21 protein-coding genes and 4 tRNA genes are annotated in these 23,346 nt (G+C 54.1%); all 25 read right to left on the bottom strand.

What is annotated here, in order from left to right:
* Positions 1-7: 7 nt before the first annotated feature.
* The 25 genes from rplV to cydB all read right to left on the bottom strand — a co-directional run bounded on the left by rplV (position 8) and on the right by cydB (position 23,334).
* Complete coding sequence (rplV, locus tag R84865_RS11890) at positions 8-343, bottom strand: 50S ribosomal protein L22 (protein WP_025733381.1); 336 nt, start codon at positions 341-343, stop codon at positions 8-10.
* A gap of 14 nt (positions 344-357) precedes the next feature.
* Positions 358-633: a 30S ribosomal protein S19 gene (rpsS, locus tag R84865_RS11895; RefSeq protein ID WP_009098993.1), complete on the bottom strand. Its 276-nt coding sequence runs from the start codon at positions 631-633 to the stop codon at positions 358-360.
* A gap of 22 nt (positions 634-655) precedes the next feature.
* Positions 656-1,483 (bottom strand): 50S ribosomal protein L2, encoded by an 828-nt coding sequence (gene rplB / locus R84865_RS11900; RefSeq protein ID WP_435631920.1) that lies wholly within the window; start codon positions 1,481-1,483, stop codon positions 656-658.
* A gap of 16 nt (positions 1,484-1,499) precedes the next feature.
* A complete protein-coding gene (rplW, locus tag R84865_RS11905; protein WP_435631921.1) occupies positions 1,500-1,796 on the bottom strand; it encodes a 50S ribosomal protein L23 in 297 nt (98 codons plus the stop codon).
* Complete coding sequence (gene rplD / locus R84865_RS11910; RefSeq protein ID WP_435638150.1) at positions 1,793-2,401, bottom strand: 50S ribosomal protein L4; 609 nt, start codon at positions 2,399-2,401, stop codon at positions 1,793-1,795. Before rplD ends, rplW begins: the two co-directional genes overlap by 4 nt.
* Before the next feature lie 13 nt (positions 2,402-2,414).
* Entirely contained in the window at positions 2,415-3,053 is a 639-nt protein-coding gene (gene rplC, locus R84865_RS11915) for a 50S ribosomal protein L3 (RefSeq protein WP_435631923.1), read from the bottom strand.
* Positions 3,054-3,203: 150 nt separating this feature from the next.
* Positions 3,204-3,515 (bottom strand): 30S ribosomal protein S10, encoded by a 312-nt coding sequence (rpsJ, locus tag R84865_RS11920; RefSeq protein ID WP_025733376.1) that lies wholly within the window; start codon positions 3,513-3,515, stop codon positions 3,204-3,206.
* Between the two features lie 217 nt (positions 3,516-3,732).
* A complete protein-coding gene (gene tuf, locus R84865_RS11925) occupies positions 3,733-4,926 on the bottom strand; it encodes an elongation factor Tu (protein ID WP_025733375.1) in 1,194 nt (397 codons plus the stop codon).
* 26 nt (positions 4,927-4,952) lie between these two features.
* Complete coding sequence (gene fusA / locus R84865_RS11930; RefSeq protein ID WP_435639780.1) at positions 4,953-7,067, bottom strand: elongation factor G; 2,115 nt, start codon at positions 7,065-7,067, stop codon at positions 4,953-4,955.
* An 81-nt stretch (positions 7,068-7,148) separates the two neighbouring features.
* The gene (rpsG, locus tag R84865_RS11935) at positions 7,149-7,622 is read right to left on the bottom strand and encodes a 30S ribosomal protein S7 (protein WP_025733373.1); all 474 of its coding nucleotides are present in this window, start codon (positions 7,620-7,622) and stop codon (positions 7,149-7,151) included.
* A gap of 74 nt (positions 7,623-7,696) precedes the next feature.
* A complete protein-coding gene (gene rpsL / locus R84865_RS11940; protein WP_435631925.1) occupies positions 7,697-8,071 on the bottom strand; it encodes a 30S ribosomal protein S12 in 375 nt (124 codons plus the stop codon).
* 230 nt (positions 8,072-8,301) lie between these two features.
* Positions 8,302-12,510, bottom strand: coding sequence for a DNA-directed RNA polymerase subunit beta' (gene rpoC, locus R84865_RS11945; RefSeq protein ID WP_435631926.1), 4,209 nt, complete (start codon positions 12,508-12,510; stop codon positions 8,302-8,304).
* A gap of 108 nt (positions 12,511-12,618) precedes the next feature.
* Positions 12,619-16,695, bottom strand: a complete 4,077-nt coding sequence (rpoB, locus tag R84865_RS11950) for a DNA-directed RNA polymerase subunit beta (RefSeq protein ID WP_435639781.1) — start codon at positions 16,693-16,695, stop codon at positions 12,619-12,621.
* A gap of 308 nt (positions 16,696-17,003) precedes the next feature.
* Entirely contained in the window at positions 17,004-17,375 is a 372-nt protein-coding gene (rplL, locus tag R84865_RS11955) for a 50S ribosomal protein L7/L12 (protein ID WP_025733369.1), read from the bottom strand.
* 95 nt (positions 17,376-17,470) lie between these two features.
* A complete protein-coding gene (rplJ, locus tag R84865_RS11960) occupies positions 17,471-17,977 on the bottom strand; it encodes a 50S ribosomal protein L10 (protein ID WP_435631928.1) in 507 nt (168 codons plus the stop codon).
* A 350-nt stretch (positions 17,978-18,327) separates the two neighbouring features.
* Positions 18,328-19,020, bottom strand: a complete 693-nt coding sequence (gene rplA / locus R84865_RS11965) for a 50S ribosomal protein L1 (protein ID WP_435639782.1) — start codon at positions 19,018-19,020, stop codon at positions 18,328-18,330.
* Between the two features lies 1 nt (position 19,021).
* The gene (rplK, locus tag R84865_RS11970) at positions 19,022-19,453 is read right to left on the bottom strand and encodes a 50S ribosomal protein L11 (RefSeq protein WP_435638151.1); all 432 of its coding nucleotides are present in this window, start codon (positions 19,451-19,453) and stop codon (positions 19,022-19,024) included.
* Between the two features lie 99 nt (positions 19,454-19,552).
* Entirely contained in the window at positions 19,553-20,086 is a 534-nt protein-coding gene (gene nusG / locus R84865_RS11975; protein ID WP_435631931.1) for a transcription termination/antitermination protein NusG, read from the bottom strand.
* A gap of 9 nt (positions 20,087-20,095) precedes the next feature.
* Complete coding sequence (gene secE, locus R84865_RS11980; RefSeq protein ID WP_435631932.1) at positions 20,096-20,467, bottom strand: preprotein translocase subunit SecE; 372 nt, start codon at positions 20,465-20,467, stop codon at positions 20,096-20,098.
* 83 nt (positions 20,468-20,550) lie between these two features.
* Positions 20,551-20,626 (bottom strand) — tRNA-Trp (locus R84865_RS11985).
* 132 nt (positions 20,627-20,758) lie between these two features.
* Positions 20,759-20,833, bottom strand: a tRNA-Thr gene (locus R84865_RS11990).
* Positions 20,834-20,842: 9 nt separating this feature from the next.
* A tRNA-Gly gene (locus tag R84865_RS11995) sits at positions 20,843-20,916 on the bottom strand.
* A gap of 44 nt (positions 20,917-20,960) precedes the next feature.
* Positions 20,961-21,044, bottom strand: a tRNA-Tyr gene (locus R84865_RS12000).
* 162 nt (positions 21,045-21,206) lie between these two features.
* The gene (locus tag R84865_RS12005) at positions 21,207-22,190 is read right to left on the bottom strand and encodes a biotin--[acetyl-CoA-carboxylase] ligase (protein ID WP_435639783.1); all 984 of its coding nucleotides are present in this window, start codon (positions 22,188-22,190) and stop codon (positions 21,207-21,209) included.
* Positions 22,191-22,317: 127 nt separating this feature from the next.
* Positions 22,318-23,334 carry a cytochrome d ubiquinol oxidase subunit II gene (cydB, locus tag R84865_RS12010; RefSeq protein ID WP_435639784.1) on the bottom strand — a complete coding sequence of 339 codons (1,017 nt, stop codon included), beginning with the start codon at positions 23,332-23,334 and terminating at the stop codon, positions 22,318-22,320.
* Between the last annotated feature and the right edge of the window lie 12 nt (positions 23,335-23,346).

Consider the following 23,346-nt stretch of genomic DNA (forward strand, 5'->3'; position numbering starts at 1 on the left):
TCGACTCCTACTTCTCGGCTACCTTGACGGTGATATGGCAGGTGCGCTTCAGAATGCGATCCGCACGGCCCTTGGCACGCGGCTGGATACGTTTGAGCGTCATGCCCTCATCGACATAGATGGTCGAGACACGAAGTTCATCGATGTCCATGCCGTTGTTTTCTTCCGCGTTAGCGATCGCCGATTGCAGTACTTTGCGGACGATAATTGCGCCCTTTTTCGGCGAGAAGCTCAGGATGTCCAGCGCTTCGGCTACCGGTTTACCGCGTACCTGATCGGCGACCAGACGAGCCTTCTGAGCGGACAGGCGAGCGCCGCGCAATTTAGCAGCTACTTCTTCCATTTTTCAGTCCTCTCTTACCGCTTGGCTTTCTTGTCAGCCGCATGACCGCGGTAGGTGCGGGTGGCAGCAAATTCGCCTAGCTTGTGGCCTACCATCTCTTCAGAGACGTGGACCGGTACATGCTGGCGACCGTTATGGACGGCGATGGTGAGTCCTACCATGTTTGGCAGGATCATCGAACGACGCGACCAGGTTTTGATCGGTTTGCGGTCGTTCTTTTCCACAGCCGCCTCAACCTTCTTCAAAAGATGAAGGTCAATAAAAGGACCTTTCTTAAGTGAACGTGGCACAGCCGTTACCCCTTAAATTCTGTTACTTAGCCTTGCGGCGACGAACGATGAGTTTGTCGGTGCGCTTATTCTTACGAGTTTTGTAACCCTTGGTTGGCATACCCCAAGGCGATACCGGATGACGACCGCCGCTAGAGCGACCTTCACCACCACCATGCGGGTGATCAACAGGGTTCATCGCAGCACCACGGACGGTAGGACGAACGCCTCTCCAGCGCTTCGCACCAGCTTTACCAAGCTGACGCAGGCTGTGTTCGGAGTTGCCTACTTCACCGAGAGTGGCACGACACTCGGAAAGCACACGACGCATTTCGCCGGAACGCAGACGAATGGTTGCGTAGTTACCCTCGCGGGCAACGAGCTGAGCACTTGCACCCGCACTACGTACGAGCTGGGCGCCTTTACCAGGCTTGAGCTCGATAGCGTGGATAGTAGAACCGACCGGAATGTTACGAAGCGGCAGTGCGTTACCGGCACGAATCGCGGCATTAACGCCAGACTCGAGACGATCGCCCACTTTTACATTCTTCGGTGCAATGATGTAGCGACGCTCACCATCCACGTATTTCAGCAGTGCAATGTTGGCACTACGGTTAGGATCGTATTCCAGGCGCTCAACGATTGCTGGAATGCCGTCCTTGGTACGTTTGAAATCAATCAAACGATAATGCTGACGCTGCCCACCACCAACGTGACGAGTGGTAATGCGGCCGTTGTTGTTACGACCACCGGAGCGTTTTTGTACTTCTACCAGCGAGTCAACCGGACGACCTTTGTACAGGTCAGGGTTGACGACCTTCACCAGATGGCGACGGCCGGCGGAAGTAGGTTTAGTCTTGACTACTGCCATGATCCGTTCTCCTGCCTCACTCGTTACCAGTGAAGTCTTCGAGGGTCTCGCCAGCGGCCAGAGTCACATAGGCTTTGCGATAGCCGCTGCGGAAACCTTCACCGCGGGCGGTACGCTTGACCTTGCCTTTAACATTCAGCACCTGGACACCAGCTACTTTCTTGTCAAAGAGCGCCTCTACCGCTTTCTTGATCTCGAGCTTGGTTGCGTCTGACGCGACTTTGAACACGTACTGATTGTTTTCAGCAGCGATCGCAGCCTTCTCAGTCATGTGCGGACCAAGCAGCACTTTGAATACGCGTTCCTGGTTCATCCCAGCTTCTCCTCAAACTTACGCAGAGCAGGAACGGTCACCAGCACCTTGTCGAAGGCGACGAGGCTGACCGGATCAACTCCGGCAACGTCAACAACTGCAACGTTAGGAATGTTGCGAGCAGCGAGATAAAGGTTTTCGTCTACTTCTTCAGAGACGATAAGCACCTTCTCCAGACCCAGCTCTTTCAGCTTGGCTGCCAGCTGCTTGGTTTTCGGCGAATCAACACCGAAATCGCTAACAGCTACCAGACGCTCCTGACGGAGCAGCTCGGAAAGGATGGAACGCATCGCGGCGCGATACATTTTGCGGTTAACCTTCTGAGCGTGGTCCTGAGGACGCGCCGCGAAGGTTACGCCGCCGCTGCGCCACAGCGGAGAACGGATGGTACCGGCACGAGCACGACCGGAACCTTTCTGACGCCACGGTTTTTTACCACCACCGCTAACGTCTGAACGGTTTTTCTGCGCACGAGAACCCTGACGCGCACCTGCCAGATAGGCAGTGACGACCTGGTGAACGAGCGACTCGTTGAAATCCTTGCCGAAAGTCGCGTCGGAAAGTTCGACGGCTTCAGCATTGGCACCCACTAGATTCAAATTCATTGGTACTTACCCCTCAGCGAGCTTTGACAGCGCTGCGCACGATCACTTGGCTGCCGGTTGCACCGGGAACAGCACCTTTGACCAACAGCAGGTTGCGTTCAGCATCAACGCGTACCACTTCAAGGCTCTGGACGGTAGTACGGGCATTACCCATCTGACCGGCCATTTTTTTGCCTTTGAATACGCGGCCCGGAGTCTGGCACATACCAATTGAGCCAGGAGCACGATGCGAGAGGGAGTTACCGTGGGTAGCATCCTGGGTACTGAAGTTCCAGCGCTTAACACCGCCCTGGAAGCCCTTACCCTTGGAAGTGCCAGTCACGTCAATCTTCTGACCAGCTTCAAAGAGGGATACAGTGAACTCGCCGCCAACCTGAGGATCTTCATCACCTTCTGCAAGGCGGAATTCCACGAGGCCACGACCAGCTTCAACACCAGCCTTGGCGAACTGACCTGCAGCTGCTTTGGACAAGTGTTTGGCCTTACGCGCACCAGAGGTCACCTGAACGGCACGATAGCCGTCAGATTCCAGCGTTTTTACGCTGGTGATACGGTTTGGCTCAACTTCAATGACGGTTACGGGCACGGATGCACCATCTTCGGTGAAGACGCGGGTCATACCGCTCTTCTTACCGACTAAACCGATCGCCATGTTCAGTCTCCTTTAGTGTACGGGGCTATCACCCGCTATGGCTGCCCTTTCCAGAGCATTCCACTAGCACATTGTGTGGCGTCTCGCGACGCGGCGGTCTACTGATTTACGTTTCCGTCAACGTAGCCCGCGAGTGACTAGTGAGGGTTATCAATCAACCTTGATTTGGACGTCAACGCCCGCAGCAAGATCTAGTTTCATCAGCGCATCAACTGTTTTTTCAGTTGGCTCGACGATGTCGAGAACACGCTTATGGGTGCGAATTTCGTACTGATCACGCGCGTCCTTGTTGACGTGCGGAGAAATCAGAACGGTATAACGCTCCCGGTTTGTCGGCAGCGGAATCGGACCGCGCACTTGCGCGCCGGTACGCTTGGCTGTATCGACAATTTCCTGCGCAGACTGATCGATCAGACGATGATCGAAAGCCTTAAGCCGAATGCGAATTTTCTGGTTCTGCATTTACCTTGACTCCAATGGGCTAACCCGCCCAACCAAGTGTTGCGGGACGCCTGTGACCGGACGGCGCGAGCCATCCACTCACGCTTGAAAGGATGCGCATTATAGAGCCCCCTGTTTGGGGAGTCAAATACGCATCTACCGTGCCGAAAACAAAGACATTAAAAAGGGGCCTAAAAGGCCCCTTCTGTACCGCTGAAATAATCAGCGGCTGAATGTCTTACTCGACGATTTTGGCTACAACACCAGCACCAACGGTACGACCACCTTCGCGGATAGCGAAGCGCAGGCCGTCTTCCATGGCAACAGGTGCGATCAGGGTAACAACCATTTTAACGTTGTCGCCCGGCATAACCATTTCTACGCCTTCAGGCAGTTCACAAGTACCAGTTACGTCAGTGGTACGGAAGTAGAACTGAGGACGATAGCCTTTGAAGAAAGGAGTGTGACGACCACCTTCTTCTTTAGACAGGATGTAAACCTCAGTTTCAAACTTGGTGTGAGGAGTGATAGAGCCCGGCTTAGCCAGAACCTGACCACGCTCTACGTCATCACGTTTGGTACCACGAAGCAGTGCACCAACGTTCTCGCCCGCACGACCTTCGTCGAGCAGTTTACGGAACATTTCAACACCGGTAACGGTGGTTTTAACGGTGTCGCGCAGACCAACGATTTCAACTTCTTCGCCAGTTTTAACGATACCGCGTTCAACACGACCGGTAACAACAGTACCACGACCAGAGATCGAGAATACGTCTTCGATAGGCATCAGGAACGGCTGATCGATAGCACGCTCCGGCTCAGGGATGTAGTCATCCAGAGCTTTGATCAGATTGGTAACGGCGGTAGTACCCATGCCGTTGTCATCCTTGCCTTCGAGCGCCATCAGTGCAGAACCGATGATGATCGGAGTGTCGTCACCAGGGAACTCATATTCGTTCAGAAGTTCACGAACTTCCATTTCAACGAGTTCGAGGAGTTCTTCATCATCAACCATGTCCGCTTTGTTCAGGAACACAACGATGTAAGGAACGCCAACCTGACGAGACAGCAGGATGTGCTCGCGAGTCTGGGGCATGGGGCCGTCAGCTGCAGAAACCACGAGGATAGCGCCGTCCATCTGCGCAGCACCAGTGATCATGTTTTTGACGTAGTCAGCGTGCCCGGGGCAGTCAACGTGCGCGTAGTGACGCTCATTGGACTGGTATTCCACGTGTGCAGACGCGATGGTGATACCACGTTCACGCTCTTCAGGAGCGTTGTCGATAGTATCGAACTGGCGCCAGTCGCCACCGAATTGTTCGGCAGAAACGCGAGTCAGCGCCGCAGTCAGAGTAGTTTTACCGTGGTCAACGTGACCGATAGTACCAACGTTGACGTGCGGTTTTGAACGATCGAATTTTTCCTTAGCCACTGCTATAACCTCGTTTGAGCTATGGGTTATTTCTGATTGATGACGGCTTCGACGACGCTGGACGGCGCCTCATCATACTTCGCAAACTCCATGGAGTAGCTTGCGCGGCCCTGGGTCTGCGAGCGCAGGTCGGTCGCGTAACCGAACATCTCACCCAGCGGCACCATTGCACGAATGATTTTTCCAGAAGAAGAATCATCCATGCCCTGCACCAGGCCACGGCGGCGGTTCAAATCGCCCATCACGTCGCCCATGAAGTCTTCCGGCGTTACCACTTCGACACGCATGATCGGCTCGAGCAGTACTGCTCCGGCCTTACGCGCACCTTCTTTGATCGCCATTGAGGATGCGATCTTAAAGGCATTCTCGTTAGAGTCAACATCATGGTAGGACCCATCATACAGGGTGACCTTGACGTCGATCATCGGATAGCCAGCGATAACACCATTCTGTAGCTGTTCGTAAGCGCCTTTCTCAACGGCCGGCACGTATTCCTTGGGAACCACGCCACCCACGATTTCAGAAGCGAACTTAAAGCTCATTTCTTCGTCGTCGCCTTTATCTTCGGCGGTCAACGGCTCGATACGCAGGTAAACGTGACCAAACTGACCACGACCACCCGACTGACGAACGAACTTGCCTTCTTGCTCAACACTGGAGCGGATGGTCTCACGGTAAGCCACCTGTGGTTTACCGATGTTCGCTTCAACCTTGAACTCACGTTTCATACGATCAACGATGATGTCCAGGTGAAGCTCACCCATGCCAGAGATGATGGTTTGACCAGTCTCTTCGTCGGTCTGAACACGGAAAGAGGGATCTTCCTGCGCGAGTTTACCAAGCGCGATACCCATTTTTTCCTGGTCAGCCTTGGACTTGGGCTCAACCGCCACCGCGATCACGGGCTCCGGGAACTCCATGCGTTCAAGAACGATCTTGCTGTTCTGATCGCAGAGAGTATCACCAGTAGTAACGTCTTTAAGACCGATACATGCCGCGATATCACCAGCGAGAACTTCTTTGATTTCTTCACGCGAGTTGGAGTGCATCTGAACGATACGGCCAACGCGCTCGCGTTTCTGCTTCACAGAGTTGAATACGGTATCACCGGAATTCAACACGCCAGAGTATACGCGGATAAAGGTCAGCGTGCCGACGAAAGGATCGGTCGCGATTTTGAATGCGAGCGCAGCGAAGGGCGCGCTGTCATCAGCTTCACGAGTTTCGATCTCACCGTTTTCTTCGAGCTCACCTTCGATCGCCTTAACTTCGGTCGGCGCCGGAAGGTAATCGATAACGGCATCAAGTACGGCCTGGACACCTTTGTTCTTGAACGCAGAACCACAGGTAACCAGCACGATTTCGTTATCCAGAGTACGACGACGCAGACCAGCCTTGATCTCTTCGACTGAGAGCTCACCTTCTTCGAGGTATTTCTCCATCAGTTCTTCAGAGGCTTCGGCAGCCGCTTCGAGCATCTCTTCGCGATATTTCTCGGCAGTTTCCTGCAGCTCTGCCGGGATATCAACGAGATCGTAGGTAAGACCCTTGTCGTCTTCGTTCCAGAGAATTGCCTTCATCTGGATCAGGTCTACCACGCCTTTGAAATCGTCTTCCGCGCCCCAGTTAATCTGGATCGGAACAACGTTTGCGTTAAGGCGATCTTTCAGCTGATCAAGCACCATGAAGAAGTCAGCGCCCGCGCGGTCCATCTTGTTGACGAACACCATACGGGGAACTTCGTACTTGTTAGCCTGACGCCAAACGGTTTCGGTCTGCGGCTGTACGCCGGAGGATCCGCAAAGTACCACTACCGCACCATCAAGCACACGCAAGGAGCGTTCAACTTCAACAGTGAAGTCAACGTGCCCAGGGGTGTCGATGATGTTGATGCGGTGCTCATCAAACTGCTGGTTCATACCCTTCCAGAAGGTAGTAACAGCTGCAGAAGTGATGGTAATACCACGCTCCTGCTCCTGTTCCATCCAGTCAGTTGTGGCCGCACCGTCGTGTACCTCACCGATCTTGTGAGAGAGGCCAGTGTAGAAAAGCACACGCTCGGTAGTCGTGGTTTTGCCCGCATCAACGTGCGCGACAATCCCAATGTTGCGATAACGCTTGAGGGGTGTCTTGCGTGCCACGATATTCGTTCCTATTGGTTGGAAACTAGGCCGTTCATGAAGCGAGCTACTGCGAGATAGCAGACAGCAGCCCAGACTCCATTAGAAGCGGTAGTGAGAGAATGCTTTGTTGGCTTCTGCCATGCGATGCACGTCTTCACGCTTCTTGACCGCCGCACCTTTACCTTCTGAGGCGTCGAGAATTTCGCCAGCAAGACGCTGTTCCATGGTTTTTTCGCCACGCGAACGCGCAGCATCTACCAGCCAGCGCATCGCCAGAGCCTGGCGACGAGAAGGACGTACTTCTACTGGTACCTGGTAGGTAGCACCACCAACACGACGAGATTTAACCTCAACCATCGGCTGGATTGTTTCCAGCGCTTTGTCGAATACATCAAGCGGCTCGGCATTATTGGAGCGAGAGGCAACACGGTCGAGCGCACCGTAAACGATACGTTCAGCCACGGATTTCTTGCCGCTGATCATCAGATGGTTCATGAACTTGGCCAGGTGCTCACTTCCAAACTTAGGATCTGGAAGAATCTCGCGCTTGGCGGCAATGCGACGTCTAGGCATGATAAGCCCTCTAGTTAAGGGTCCTTCAGGTAAACCTGGTCATGCTGACCAGCCTTACTCTTATCAGACAAAAATTAGGATTTAGGACGCTTGGTTCCGTATTTGGAACGGCCCTGCTTACGGTTCTGAACACCAGAAGTATCCAGCGCACCGCGTACTGTGTGATAACGCACACCCGGCAAGTCCTTTACACGACCGCCGCGGATCAACACGACAGAGTGCTCTTGCAGGTTGTGACCTTCACCACCGATGTACGAAGTTACTTCGTAGCCGTTGGTCAGACGCACACGGCAAACTTTACGCAGCGCTGAGTTAGGCTTTTTAGGGGTGGTGGTGTAGACGCGGGTACAAACGCCGCGCTTCTGGGGACATGCCTGCAACGCCGGCACGTCGCTTTTCTCGACGGGGCGCTTGCGCGGCTTGCGCACCAGCTGATTTACAGTTGCCATTAATCTCACTCCAAATGAGTATGCCATTACAGCAGTAAACCAGATTGGTTTGACTGCTTTACTACAATATTTGCTGTTCCAGCTAAGTCACAGCAATTAGCGGGAGTACAGATACACTACTCCCGCTAATAAAGGATGCGAATTTTAGGGCGTAGTTACCCCTAACGTCAAGCCCGGGCAGGGAGTTTATCCCCTGCCCGGGCTTGAACTACTCACCGCAAGCAGACGAATTAATCGTCTTCTGCATCCAGGGCGGTAAGCTGCTCGCCCAACTGCTGCTCAATATCGTCAGCAGTAAGCTGGTTATCGAGCTGGTTGCCGGACAAGCGGCGACGGCGTTCGTTGTGGTAGGCCAGACCTGTACCCGCAGGAATCAGGCGCCCTACTACAACGTTTTCTTTCAGGCCGCGCAAGTAGTCGCTCTTGCCGGTAACCGATGCCTCGGTTAGCACGCGAGTGGTTTCCTGGAAGGAAGCCGCAGAGATGAACGACTCGGTCGCCAGCGAAGCTTTGGTGATACCCAGCAGAACACGCTCGTATTTGGCCGGGAACTTGTTGGCCGCGATGAGCCTTTCGTTCTCTGCCAGCACCGTAACGAGTTCGACCTGGTCACCCGGAATCAGCTGACTATCGCCTGCGTCCAGGATTTCCACCTTGCGCAGCATCTGACGAACGATAACTTCGATGTGCTTATCGTTAATCGGTACACCCTGCAGGCGGTATACGTCCTGAATTTCAGTAGTAACGTATTTGGCCAACTCCGCAACGCCAAGCAAGCGCAAGATATCGTGCGGATTGCTCGGGCCGTCAGAGATCACCTCACCCTTCTCGACGTTTTCACCTTCGAACACACTAATCTGACGCCATTTCGGAATCAGGGTCTCGAACGGATCACCGTCGTCGGGAGTGATGGTCAAACGGCGCTTGCCTTTGGTCTCTTTACCGAACGAAACGGTACCGGAGATTTCAGCAAGGATGGACGGCTCTTTCGGCTTACGCGCCTCGAAGAGATCGGCCACACGCGGCAGACCACCGGTGATGTCCTTGTTACCAGACGCTTCTACCGGAATACGCGCAACGACACCACCAATCTCGAGATGCTCGCCGCTGTCCACTGACACGATCGCATTACCTGGCAGGAGGTACTGCACTGGCGTGTTAGAGCCCGGCAGAGTGACGTGCTCACCTTTCTCATCGACCAGCATTACCATCGGACGCTTGTCGCGACCGGAGCTGGGGCGGTTACCCGCTTCGATGATCTCGATAGAGCTAAGGCCGGTCATCTCATCGACCGTGCGGTGCATGGTGACGCCTTCTTCCATTTCGGAGAACTGAACGCTACCTGCCACCTCGGCAATGATTGGATGAGTGTGCGGATCCCAGCGAGCGACGCTCTGGCCGGCTTCAACGGCATCACCGTCGCGCACGCTCAGCTCTGCACCATACGGCAGTTTGTAGTGCTCACGCTCACGACCGCTTTCGTCGGTCACGATCAGCGCACTGGAGCGCGATACAACAATCAGCTTGCCGTCTGCGCGATCAACCGACTTCATGTTCTGCAGACGGATGATACCGCCGTGCTTCACTTGCACGGAGTCAACCGCAGAAGAACGCGATGCTGCACCACCGATGTGGAACGTACGCATGGTCAGCTGCGTGCCAGGCTCACCGATCGACTGCGCCGCGATAACGCCAACGGATTCGCCGACGTTAACGCGATGCCCGCGAGCCAGATCGCGACCGTAGCACATGGAACAAACGCCATGCTTGCTTTCACAGCTGATGGTACTGCGCACAACGATTTCGTCGACGCCCATGCTATCGAAGCGAGCACAGATAGCCTCGTCGAGCAGCGTATTACGCGGGATGACTACGTCACCGTTGGTGTTGATAACGTCCTTGGCAGTCACACGCCCAAGCACACGCTCGGCCAGAGATACCAGTACGTCACCACCTTCGATGACCGGATTCATCGTCAGGCCTTCTTCGGTACCGCAATCGTTCTCGGTAACGACAACGTCCTGAGCAACGTCAACCAGACGGCGTGTCAGATAACCGGAGTTCGCTGTTTTCAGTGCGGTATCCGCAAGACCTTTACGAGCGCCGTGGGTAGAAATGAAGTACTGCAGTACGTTCAAGCCTTCACGGAAGTTAGCAACGATAGGCGTTTCGATGATCGAGCCGTCCGGCTTGGCCATCAGACCTCGCATACCTGCCAACTGACGAATCTGGGTGGCGCTACCACGCGCACCAGAGTCGGCCATGATGAAGACCGAGTTGAACGACTCCTGCTCAACTTCGTTACCTTCACGGTCAACAACGGTTTCCTTGGAAATACCCGCCATCATCGCTTTGGTGACCTTGTCGTTGGCCTTGGACCAAATATCGATAACTTTGTTGTATTTCTCGCCGGCAGTTACGAGACCAGAAGAGAACTGATCTTCGATCTCTTTAACTTCCTGTTCCGCAGCATCAACGATGGCAGCTTTCGATTCCGGAATAACGAAGTCGTTGACCCCGATCGAAGAACCGGACCAGGTAGCCATGCGATAACCGGTGTACATCAGCTGGTCGGCAAGGATAACGGTTTCCTTGAGACCAACCGTACGATAAGCAGTGTTGATCAGCTGAGAGATCGCTTTCTTCTTCATTGGCTTATCGACGTTTTCAAACGCCATGCCTTTGGGAAGAACCGCGAACAGCATCGCACGACCTACAGTGGTGTCGCGAAGCGTAGTCTGAGCAGTAAACTCGCCGCTCTCTTCGTCGCGCAGCCACTCGGTAATACGGATTTTCACCCGAGCGTGAATTGCCACGTTCTGAGTCTGGAACGCGCGCTCAGCTTCAGCCAGGTTGGAGAAGGCCATGCCTTCGCCCTTGGCGTTAATCTTCTCGCGGGTCATGTAATAAAGACCCAGCACAACGTCCTGAGAAGGCACGATGATCGGATCACCGCTCGCCGGTGACAGCACGTTGTTAGTCGACATCATCAACGCGCGCGCTTCAAGCTGGGCTTCCAGCGTCAGCGGCACGTGTACCGCCATCTGGTCACCGTCGAAGTCAGCGTTGTACGCCGCACACACCAGCGGGTGCAGACGAATTGCCTTACCTTCAATCAAGAGCGGTTCGAACGCCTGGATACCGAGACGGTGAAGCGTAGGCGCACGGTTGAGCATTACCGGATGTTCACGGATAACGTCCGCCAGGATGTCCCATACTTCGGGCACTTCGCGCTCAACCATTTTCTTGGCCGCTTTAATGGTCGATGCCTGACCATTTTGCTGCAGCTTCGAATAGATGAACGGCTTGAACAGCTCAAGCGCCATCTTCTTCGGCAGACCACACTGGTGAAGACGCAGGTAAGGACCAACGGTGATTACCGAACGACCAGAGTAGTCGACGCGCTTACCGAGCAGGTTCTGACGGAAGCGACCCTGTTTACCCTTGATCATGTCGGCCAAGGATTTAAGAGGACGCTTGTTGGAGCCTGTGATCGCACGGCCGCGACGACCGTTGTCGAGCAGTGCATCGACAGATTCCTGCAGCATACGCTTCTCGTTACGCACGATAATGTCGGGCGCGTTGAGGTCAAGCAGACGCTTCAGGCGGTTGTTACGGTTGATAACTCGACGATAGAGATCGTTGAGATCGGAAGTCGCGAAGCGGCCGCCGTCCAGCGGTACCAGCGGACGCAGGTCCGGCGGCAGTACTGGCAGCACTTCCATGATCATCCACTCTGGGCTGTTGCCAGACTTGTGGAAGGATTCAAGCAGCTTCAGACGCTTCGATAGCTTCTTGACCTTGGTTTCGGAGTTGGTCTGCGGAATTTCTTCGCGCAGCTGTTCAATCTCTTCGCCAAGCTCGATTTCTGCCAACAGAGCCTTGATCGCTTCAGCGCCCATACGAGCGTCGAAGTCATCGCCGAACTCTTCCAGCGCTTCGAAATACTGTTCGTCGTTCAACAGCTGACCTTTCTCAAGCGTAGTCATGCCAGGCTCGATCACTACGAACGACTCGAAATAGAGCACGCGCTCGATGTCACGCAGGGTCATATCGAGCAGCAGGCCAATACGGCTAGGCAGCGACTTGAGGAACCAGATATGCGCGACTGGCGCAGCCAGTTCGATATGCCCCATACGTTCACGGCGTACAGAGGCTTTTGTTACTTCGACACCACATTTTTCACAGATGATGCCGCGGTGCTTCATGCGTTTGTATTTGCCGCACAAGCACTCGTAATCCTTCACCGGGCCAAAGATCTTGGCACAGAACAAACCATCACGCTCCGGCTTGAATGTCCGGTAGTTGATGGTCTCAGGCTTTTTAACCTCTCCATAGGACCAGGAACGGATCATGTCCGGTGAGGCAAGAGAGATTTTGATCGAATCAAACTCTTCAGACTGCCCCTGTGATTTGAGTACTTTCACCAAATCTTTCATTAGGTCGGCTCCACCGCGGAGTTTTCATGGGCAGGCCAAGGCAGCATCACTGCCCGTGGCCTGCGGACCATAAGATTAAAGGTCATCAATCAGGCGAGTGCCGAGCACTCAGGATTCAAGCTCGATGTCGATACCCAGCGAGCGAATCTCCTTGACCAACACGTTGAAGGACTCGGGCATGCCGGCCTGCATGGTGTGGTCGCCATCGACGATGCTCTTGTACATTTTCGTCCTGCCTTCGACATCGTCGGACTTGACGGTGAGCATTTCCTGCAGGGTATAGGCGGCACCATAAGCCTCGAGCGCCCACACCTCCATCTCACCGAAGCGCTGACCACCGAACTGCGCCTTACCACCCAGCGGCTGCTGAGTAACCAGCGAGTAGGAACCGGTAGAACGAGCGTGCATCTTGTCGTCCACCAAGTGGTTCAGCTTCAGCATGTACATGTAACCAACGGTGACGGGGCGATCGAATGCCTCACCAGTGCAGCCGTCGTACAAAGTAACCTGACCGGACTCTGGCAAGTCGGCGAGCTTGAGAAGACCTTTGATCTCGCCCTCTTCTGCGCCATCGAATACTGGCGTTGCCAGAGGCACACCTTTACGCAGGTTGTTGGCTAGCGTGATCAACTCGTCGTCGTTGAGTTCGTCGAGTTCTTCCTGACGACCGCCGGACTTGTTGTAGACCTCTTCGAGGAACGCTCGGATCTCTTTGAGCTGCTGTCCTCGTGCATCCTTGAGCATACGATCGATTTTCGCACCCAAGCCAAATGCCGCCATGCCCAAGTGAGTCTCAAGAATCTGACCAACGTTCATTCGAGAAGGTACGCCCAGCGGGTTAAGCACGAAGTCGACCGGCACGCCATTTTCGTCGAATGGCATATCTTCGACCGGCTTGATCGCCGAGATAACACCTTTGTTACCGTGACGACCAGCCATCTTGTCGCCCGGCTGAATACGACGTTTGACCGCCAGATAGACCTTAACGATCTTGAGCATGCCCGGAGACAGATCGTCGCCCTGAGTGAGCTTACGTTTCTTGTCTTCGAAGCGCTCTTCCATCTCTTTCCGACGGTTCTCGAGCTGCTCATTGGCCTGAGCGAGCAGTTCGTTCAGCGACTCATCCTGCAAACGCAGATTGAACCACTGATCGCGAGAGAGCTCGTCAAGATAGGCTTCGTCGAGCGTGTCGTTTTTCTTGAGCTGAGGGCCGCCATTAACCTTCTGACCAGTCAGCGAGCTACGCAGACGTTCGAAGGTGGCATTCTCGGCAATGCGATAAGTCTCCTGAAGGTCCTTACGGACTTCGTCGAGCTGGGACTTCTCGATCGCGAGCGCACGTTCGTCCTTCTCTACGCCATCACGCGTGAACACCTGAACGTCGATAACGGTACCGCGCATGCCGGTGGAGGCGCGCAGCGAGGTATCTTTAACGTCAGAGGCTTTCTCGCCGAAGATGGCACGCAGCAGCTTCTCTTCCGGTGTCAGCTGGGTTTCACCCTTCGGTGTGACCTTGCCGACCAGAATATCGCCCGGGTTGATTTCCGCACCGATATAAACAATGCCGGAATCGTCGAGCTTGTTGAGCGCTGCCTCACCCACGTTGGGAATATCTGCGGTAATTTCCTCGGCGCCCAATTTGGTGTCGCGGGATACGCAGGTAAGTTCCTGGATGTGGATGGTAGTGAAGCGGTCGTCCTGAACCACGCGCTCCGAAATGAGCATGGAGTCTTCGTAGTTGTAACCGTTCCATGGCATGAACGCGATGCGCATGTTCTGACCCAGCGCGAGCTCGCCAGAATCGACTGAAGTGCCGTCTGCGAGAATGTCGCCACGCGCCACCTGATCGCCCGGATGCACAACAGGGCGCTGGTTCTGACAGGTATTCTGGTTGGAACGGACGTATTTGGTCAGGTTGTAGATATCAACACCTGCCTCACCGCCGACCAATTCATCTTCGTTGACACGAATAACGACGCGGGTTGCATCGACTGAGTCGACCTTGCCGCCTCGGCGTGCGACAGCGCATACGCCAGAGTCGCGCGCAACGAATTTTTCCATTCCGGTACCCACGAGCGGCTTGTCAGCACGCAGCGTGGGAACGGCCTGACGCTGCATGTTCGATCCCATCAGGGCGCGGTTAGCATCATCGTGCTCGAGGAACGGAATCAGGGCTGCTGCGACAGAAACTACCTGACGCGGAGACACGTCCATCAGTGTCACTTTTTCAGGTGACATGAAGGTGGTCTCGCCGCGGTGGCGAACCTGTACCAGGTCATCTACCAAACGGCCATTTTCGTCGACTGCCGCAGAGGCCTGCGCAACAACGTAATCGCCCTCTTCGATAGCGGACAGCTGCACCACTTCGTCAGTTACCTGGCGATCAACCACTTTGCGATATGGTGTCTCGAGGAAGCCATAGCTGTTGGTGTGCGCGTAGGTAGCCAGCGAGTTGATCAGACCGATGTTCGGACCTTCTGGCGTTTCGATAGGGCACAGACGACCATAGTGGGTCGCATGCACGTCTCGAACTTCGAAGCCGGCACGCTCACGCGTAAGACCACCTGGGCCGAGCGCGGAGACACGACGCTTGTGAGTCACCTCGGAGAGCGGGTTGTTCTGGTCCATGAACTGCGAGAGCTGGCTTGAACCGAAGAACTCCTTGACCGCTGCCGCCACCGGCTTGGCATTGATCAGATCCTGCGGCATCAGGCCTTCACTTTCAGCCATGGAGAGACGCTCGCGAACCGCACGTTCGACGCGCACCAGACCAACACGGAACTGGTTTTCCGCCATTTCACCGACGCTACGGATACGACGGTTGCCAAGGTGGTCAATATCATCGACGTCGCCGAAACCGTTACGGATGTTGATCAACTCACGCAGTACATCGAGGATGTCTTCGTGGTCAAGCACTCCAGAACCGGTATCGCTTTCACGACGCAGGCGACGATTGAACTTCATGCGGCCAACGGCAGAAAGATCATAACGATCGGCCGAGAAGAACAGATTGTTGAATAACGACTCGGCAGCTTCCTTGGTGGGCGGCTCGCCAGGACGCATCATGCGATAGATTTCGACCAGCGCTTCCAACTGGGAGTTAGTCGGATCGACGCGCAGCGTATCTGAAATGAAGGAGCCGGCATCAAGATCGTTGGTATATAGCGTTTCGAACGAAGTAATACCCGCAGCGCCGATTGCTTCAATGAGCTCTTCAGTTAGCTCAGCGTTGCATTCGCAGATCAACTCACCTGTTTTGGGGTTGACCTGATCCTTCGCCAGCGTTTTCCCGACGATATATTCAAGCGGCACTGAAAGCTGCTCGATGCCAGCTTTTTCGAGCTGACGGATGTGCTTCTGGGTAATACGGCGACCTTCTTCGACAATGACCTTGCCGTCCTTGTCGGAAATTTCGAAAGAAGCCGTCTCACCGCGCAGACGCGAGGGAACCAGGTCGATGCTGAAACCAGACTTGTCGACATGGAACGTGCTTGTTTCGAAGAAGGTGTCGAGAATTTCTTCTCCGCTCATTCCTAGCGCGCGCAGCAGCACCGTCGCTGGCAGCTTGCGGCGACGGTCGATACGTACAAACACGTTATCGCGCGGATCGAACTCAAAATCGAGCCAGGAACCGCGGTAGGGAATGATGCGGGCAGAGTAGAGCAGTTTGCCCGAGGAATGGCTCTTGCCCTTATCGTGATCGAAGAACACGCCCGGACTGCGGTGCAGCTGGGATACGATCACTCGCTCGGTACCATTAATAATGAAGGTACCGTTCTCTGTCATGAGGGGAATTTCCCCCATGTACACTTCCTGCTCCTTGATATCCTTGACCGCTTTGTTGGAAGACTCACGATCATAGATAATCAGGCGAACCTTCACGCGCAGAGGCGCGGCGAAGGTTACCCCTCGGAGCTGACATTCCTTGACATCAAACGCAGGAGTACCAAAGCGATAGCTGACATACTCGAGCGCTGCATTGCCTGAAAAACTCTCGATCGGGAAGACGGAGTTAAAGGCGGCATGCAAGCCAGTGTCGAGGCGTTCGCCAGACGGTCTATCCTGCTGGAGAAAGTCATAATAGGAATCAAGCTGAATGGCCAAAAGGTAAGGCACATCCATCACTTGGGGCAATTTGCCGAAATCCTTGCGGATGCGTTTTTTCTCAGTGTATGAGTAAGCCATCAATATTCCCCAGCTTGTTCACCGAAAGTGACCGGCATGGTCGGCACGCAGTGACGGGCGGCCCCGCCAGGCGCCAACGGCAAGCCCATCTGGCTCGCCGTTGAAAATTCGTTCGGACGACACTTTCACGTGAAATGAAGTCCGTTTGACATCTCGCTAGCGCTAGCGAGCAATCACCACCGAACACCCAAACAAAACAACAACTTACAACTAGTTCAGGTGGTAACGGAAAAAGGCCGGCGGCGGGAAACCGCCACCAGCCGAGCACACTGACCAGTTAGGACGCGTGCATTACTACGCCCGCTATCTTACTTGAGTTCAGCGCTTGCGCCTGCTTCTTCAAGTTTAGCTTTCGCAGCTTCAGCCTCTTCTTTAGAAAGGCCTTCTTTAAGAGTAGCCGGTGCGCCGTCAACGGCACCTTTAGCTTCTTTAAGGCCAAGACCGGTAATTTCACGAACAACTTTGATGACGTTAACTTTCTTGTCACCAGCAGCAGTCAGTACCAGGTCAAATTCAGTCTGTTCTTCAGCGCCGCCAGCGTCGCCGCCAGCAGGACCAGCAACTACGGCTGCAGCTGCAGAAACGCCGAATTTCTCTTCCATTGCTTCAACAAGTTCAGCAACTTCCATTACAGACATTTCAGCGACAGCGTTGATGATATCGTCTTTGCTAAGTGCCATGATTACATTCCTAGACTTTGCGGAGCAACTATTGCTCAAGCGTAAATTTTAACGTTTGCACCCTTTTGCGGGATATTAGCCGGTAAAACAGGGGCTTATGCCGCTGTTTCTTCCTGCTTCTTATCACGCAGCGCAGCGAGCGTTTTGGCCAGTTTGCCGCCAGCGGCTTCTTTCATAACCGACAGCAGTTTTGCCAGCGCTTCGTCGAGCGTCGGCAGCGATGCCAGTCGATCAATCTGTCCAGCCGGAATCAGCTCACCGTCGTATGCCAGCGCTTTAACGTCGAAGTTTTCCTGCTGCTTAGCGAATTCTCTCAGCAAGCGAGCGCCAGCGCCCGGATGCTCATTTGAGAACGCGATCAGCGTAGGACCGACAAAGGTGTCATTGAGCACTTCGTAGGGAGTCCCTTCGAATGCACGACGAGCCAGAGTGTTACGAACAACACGCAGCTCAACACCATTCTCGCGTGCCTGCTTACGCAGGTCGGTCATTGCTTCAACAGTGACGCCACGAGAGTCGGCAACAACAACGGAGAGCGCAGCTTTGGCAGATTCATTGACTTCAGCAACGATCGCCTTTTTACCATCGAGACGTAATGGCACTGTCTTCACTCCTTTGATCCAAAATCGTGCGCAACCGCAACAATTTTGGCGTTACCAGATCCCAGTGCTCAACACGAATGATCGCGCTGCGCCTGGAGCGAGGGATGGCTGGAGCCAACCAAAGGCTGGCATGCCACACCATCTGCGCAGGCAGGAATACTTCCCATTAAGCCCCGAAGGAGCGCCTGCGGTCTTTGACGGCCCCCTACCCCAACCCTTGATTGCAAAGGCGTAAGGCGCGGGTACCGCAAAGTTATTGCTTGGTAGACCCAGCAGACCAGCATATTTTGCCTGCATCTACTGAGTAAATACGTACCGCTGCCGGCATATAGACCGGCAGCGGATATCAATCACGCCAGAGCAGAGTGATCGATGGTAAGTCCCGGCCCCATGGTGCTGGAGAGAGAGACTTTTTTCAGGTAAATACCTTTGGAAGTACTGGGCTTCAGACGCTTAAGATCAGCAACAAGTGCTTCGAGGTTGCCTTTCAACGCTTCAGGAGCAAAATCAACCTTACCGATAGTGGTATGGATAATACCATTCTTGTCGGTACGGAAGCGTACCTGACCGGCTTTAGCGTTCTTCACTGCAGTAGCCACATCAGGAGTTACAGTACCTACTTTCGGGTTGGGCATCAGGCCGCGCGGACCGAGAATCTGACCGAGCTGACCAACAACACGCATCGCGTCAGGTGCAGCGATAACAACGTCGAAGTCCATGCGACCGCCTTTAACTTCGGCAGCAAGCTCGTCCATACCAACGACTTCCGCACCGGCGTCTTTAGCGGCATCAGCTGCAGCACCTTGAGCGAAAACCGCAACACGCACATCGTTACCAGTACCGTGAGGCATAACGGTAGCGCCACGAACAACCTGGTCGGATTTACGCGGATCAACGCCAAGATTGATAGATACGTCGACAGATTCCTTGAACTTCACGGTAGAAAGCTCTGCGAGCAGCGCCGTTGCTTCATCGACACTGTAAACGCGAGTTGCTTCGACCTTCTCGCGGATCTGCTTGGCACGTTTAGTCAATTTAGCCATTTTACAGACCCTCCACGTTCAGGCCCATGCTGCGGGCGCTACCGGCGATACTACGAACAGCCGCATCTAGATCTGATGCAGTAAGATCGGGCTCTTTGGTGCGAGCGATTTCTTCGAGCTGCTCGCGAGTTACCGTACCGACCTTCTTCTTGTTCGGCTCACCAGAACCAGACTTGATGCCTGCTGCTTTCTTGAGCAGAACCGCCGCGGGCGGAGTTTTGGTGATAAACGTGAAACTACGGTCAGAATAGACAGTAATTACGACAGGAGTAGGCAGCCCAGGTTCAATTTCCTGAGTTGCAGCATTGAATGCCTTACAGAACTCCATGATGTTTACGCCATGCTGACCCAGCGCCGGACCTACGGGCGGACTAGGGTTAGCTTTACCAGCTGCAACCTGCAGCTTGATATACGCTTGTACTTTCTTAGCCATGATTTACTCCATTTGGGTGATAGCGCCTTGCGGCTCCCCGATGACAGAGAATGCGCCTCTAGGGCGCATCTCTTTGCGTACCGCCAATCCGACGGAAAATCAGTCTTTTACTACCTGAGAGAATTCGAGCTCGACAGGAGTAGCACGCCCAAAAATAAGCACGCTCACCTGGAGGCGACTCTTCTCGTAATTCACTTCTTCAACGACTCCGTTGAAGTCGGCAAAAGGACCATCCACCACTCGAACGGTCTCACCTGCCTCAAACACTGTTTTGGGACGTGGCTTCTCTGTACCGTCCTGAACGCGCTGCAGAATCTGATTTGCTTCACGCTCAGTGATGGGAGCGGGTTTCTCTGGCGTACCGCCAATAAAACCAAGCACGCGCGGCGTTTCGTTCACGAGATGCCAACTAACGTCGTTCATCTCCATTTCAACCAGCACATAGCCGGGGTAGAACTTGCGCTCACTTTTGCGACGCTTGCCGTCACGCATTTCAACGACTTCTTCCACGGGAACAAGGACCTCACCAAAGAGATCCTCGACTTCGTGCAGCTTGACCCGTTCTTTTAGCGAACGCATCACCTGTTTTTCGAAGCCAGAGTAGGCGTGAACAACGTACCAGCGCTTAGCCATGCATTACTCCTAACCAATAAGACCGGATACTGCCCAGCCAAGCAGAGTATCAATCAACCAGAGAACCAAACCCACCACTACTACCGCCGCAATAACGATAGCCGTAGTCTGAAAGGTCTCCTGACGCGTAGGCCACACCACGCGCAGAATTTCCTTCTTCGCGTTGCGACCCAGCTCGATAAGCTGACGCCCTTTCGACGTTGTAAAGGCGACAAATACGCCCAAACCACCAACAATTACCACGCCTACAAGACGGTAGAAGAGGGGCTGGTCAGCGAAATAAAGATTACCAACCACCGCTACCGCGACAAGCAGAAATGCAACCACCCACTTAGGAACGTCGTAGTGAGATGATGCCTGCACTTCGGCATTATTTTTCATGGACGAACTCCTGAAGCGACGATAGCTAAACTTGAATTCTTACCGACAAAGACTATCGCCGGAACTACCAACCTGGGGAAGGCTGGCAGGCCAGGAGGGAATCGAACCCCCAACCTGCGGTTTTGGAGACCGCTGCTCTGCCAATTGAGCTACTGGCCTAACTGTACCTCTTTCTACTCTGAAAGAGCGGGCGCTATCCTAGCCGAATACTGCTCGACTGGCAACCCCCAACCCCAGCCAAACAAGACTGGGAAAATAAAAGGACGCCCGAGATCGGACATCCTTTTAAATTGGAGCTTATGGGCGGAATTGAACCGCCGACCTCTCCCTTACCAAGGGAGTGCTCTACCCCTGAGCTACATAAGCGTATTGCTATGGAGCGGGCGGCGGGAATCGAACCCGCACCATCAGCTTGGAAGGCTGAGGTTCTACCATTAAACTACGCCCGCCTAACTTTCCAGGATTCCAGCCCAACGGGCTGAATTCTCAAAAGTGGTGGAGAGGGAAGGATTCGAACCTTCGAAGCTTTCGCGGCAGATTTACAGTCTGCTCCCTTTGGCCACTCGGGAACCTCTCCGTTGTGTGGCGGCAAATTCTACATCTTTTTGCCGCGTTGTCAAACGCTTATAAGGACCTTTTTGCTTGGGCAGCCCCGCATCGAAGACGCGGCGCATTTTGTCAAAACGATACTTTTAGCGCAACTAAAAAGTTACCCGAAGCACCAAAACGCCACCGTCCTCTAACTAATTGGCCGCAGAGTTACCTCGCCACCCGAAAGCCGCTGAACACCAGAGTCAGTAATTACCTCCAGCACTCCGTGCTCATCGACCCCTCCAGACTCGGCCTGATAAGACGATCCTCCCGCATAAACGACAATTTTCTCGCCCTGCAGGGCGTTTAGGCGATTCCATCGACTTTGCCATGGCGCAAAGCCATTGTTAGCAAAACTTTCGAGCATTGCCCCGATGCTTTCAATAAGCGATGAGGCCAGCGCATTCCGACTCAAGCTGCTGTTCTGCCTTGCTACGTACCCCGCCGGCAGCCCCTGCCCCGGGGGTAAGGCGGGAGCACCAAATAAATTCAAGCCTATGCCTATCACGACATCACAAGGCCCTTCAGCATCTCCCTGCAGCTCGACCAGAATCCCTCCGACTTTCTCAACTTCTCCGGCGGCGTTACGCTGCAAAAGATCGTTGGGCCATTTCAGCATTAGATCGATATTCTGTTCAGCGAACGCATCAGCAACAGCCACTCCTGCAGCTAGACTTAATCCTTCCAATGCCGCTGCGGCACACTCGAAACGCCAACCAAGACTGAACGTGAGACCGCTACCTAGCGCCACCTCAAAGCTTCGCCCTCTCCGCCCGCGGCTCGCCGACTGGCGCTCGGCAAAGCACACCTCCTGGTGACCCGCACCCTGCTTGAAACGGCTTAGCAGCAACGTGTTGGTGGAATCAATTTCCAGCTCCACGAACAGCCGGGACAAGCGGCGGCGCCCTTCCCTTGAGAGGTTTTCGACAATTCTCTTACCGTCTAGAATCTCCACAGAGCGCTTGAGCCGATACCCTCGCCCTCTCACTGCATCGAGCTCCACGCCCAACGCATCGAGTTTTTTCAGCTGCTTCCATACAGCCGTACGAGATACACCGAAACGCTCACCAAGCTCTTCTCCGGAACGGTAAGACTCACCGTTCAGTAAACTGATCAACTCACGCAAATCCATGCTCTAACCCCACAGAACTATTTCCCCAGTCTACCGCATTAGAAGAGGCGCGCGCCCATCAAACCGTGCAAAAGAAAGCCCCTCAAGCGTTTCGCTCAAGGGGCCAATATAAAACGATCAAACAGGATTAGTAGTGATGCAGCTTTCCTGGCTTCACTTTGCCCCTGAACACGTAGTAGCTATACGCCGTGTAAATTAGCACGATTGGCAAGATAACCGCATAACCTACAATCAAGAAGCGCTGACTGGATGAGCTAGAGGCTGCGTCCCAAAGCGTGACCGAAGGCGGCACAACATAGGGGAAAAAGCTGATAACCAATCCGATCAGCCCCAGCATGAAAAGCATTACCAGCTTGGTAAAAATCAGCTTCTCGCGCCGAGCACTCACATCGAAGAAAATATTAACCGCAAGCAAGATAACCAACACTGGCACAATGCTCAGGTAGTACACATTCGGCGTAGAGAACCAGCGCTCAGCGATTGCACCGTTATTAAGCGGCGTCCATGCGCTGATAATCGCCATCGCTAGTAACAGTAGCAATGTAAGAGGACGCAAGGCTTTGTAGGCAAGGTTTTGCGTTTCGCCTTCCGTCTTCACCACAAGCCAGCCCGCCCCGAGAGAGGCATAGCCGAACACCAACGCCACACCGGTGAAGAGTGAAAACGGAGTGAGCCAATCAAAGGTTGCACCGGCAAATTGATCGTTACTCACGTGGAGCCCGTGAACAATACCTCCAAGCACCACTCCTTGCGCGAAAGTAGCGACAATCGATCCACCAGAGAAGGCCAGGTCGAACATGTGCCGGTAGCGCTGTGACTTACCCCTGAACTCAAACGCGATACCGCGGAAGATAAGCGCCAGAAGCATCAGCACCAAAGGCAGGTAGAGCGCTGGCAGGATAGTCGCATATACCACCGGGAAAGCGCCGTAGAGGCCCGCCCCCGCCAAAATCATCCACGTTTGGTTACCATCCCAAACGGGCATCACCGACCCCATCATGAGATCGCGCTGGCCATCGCCCTTCGAAAACGGGAACAGAATTCCGATTCCCAGGCTAAACCCATCCAAAACAATATACATAGCGACTGCGAAACCGATCACCGCAAACCAGATGACCGGCAGTATAGGCATGTCAGTAAACATGATGCTTTTCTC

Source organism: Carnimonas bestiolae (assembly GCF_051251145.1).
Classification (GTDB): domain Bacteria; phylum Pseudomonadota; class Gammaproteobacteria; order Pseudomonadales; family Halomonadaceae; genus Carnimonas; species Carnimonas bestiolae.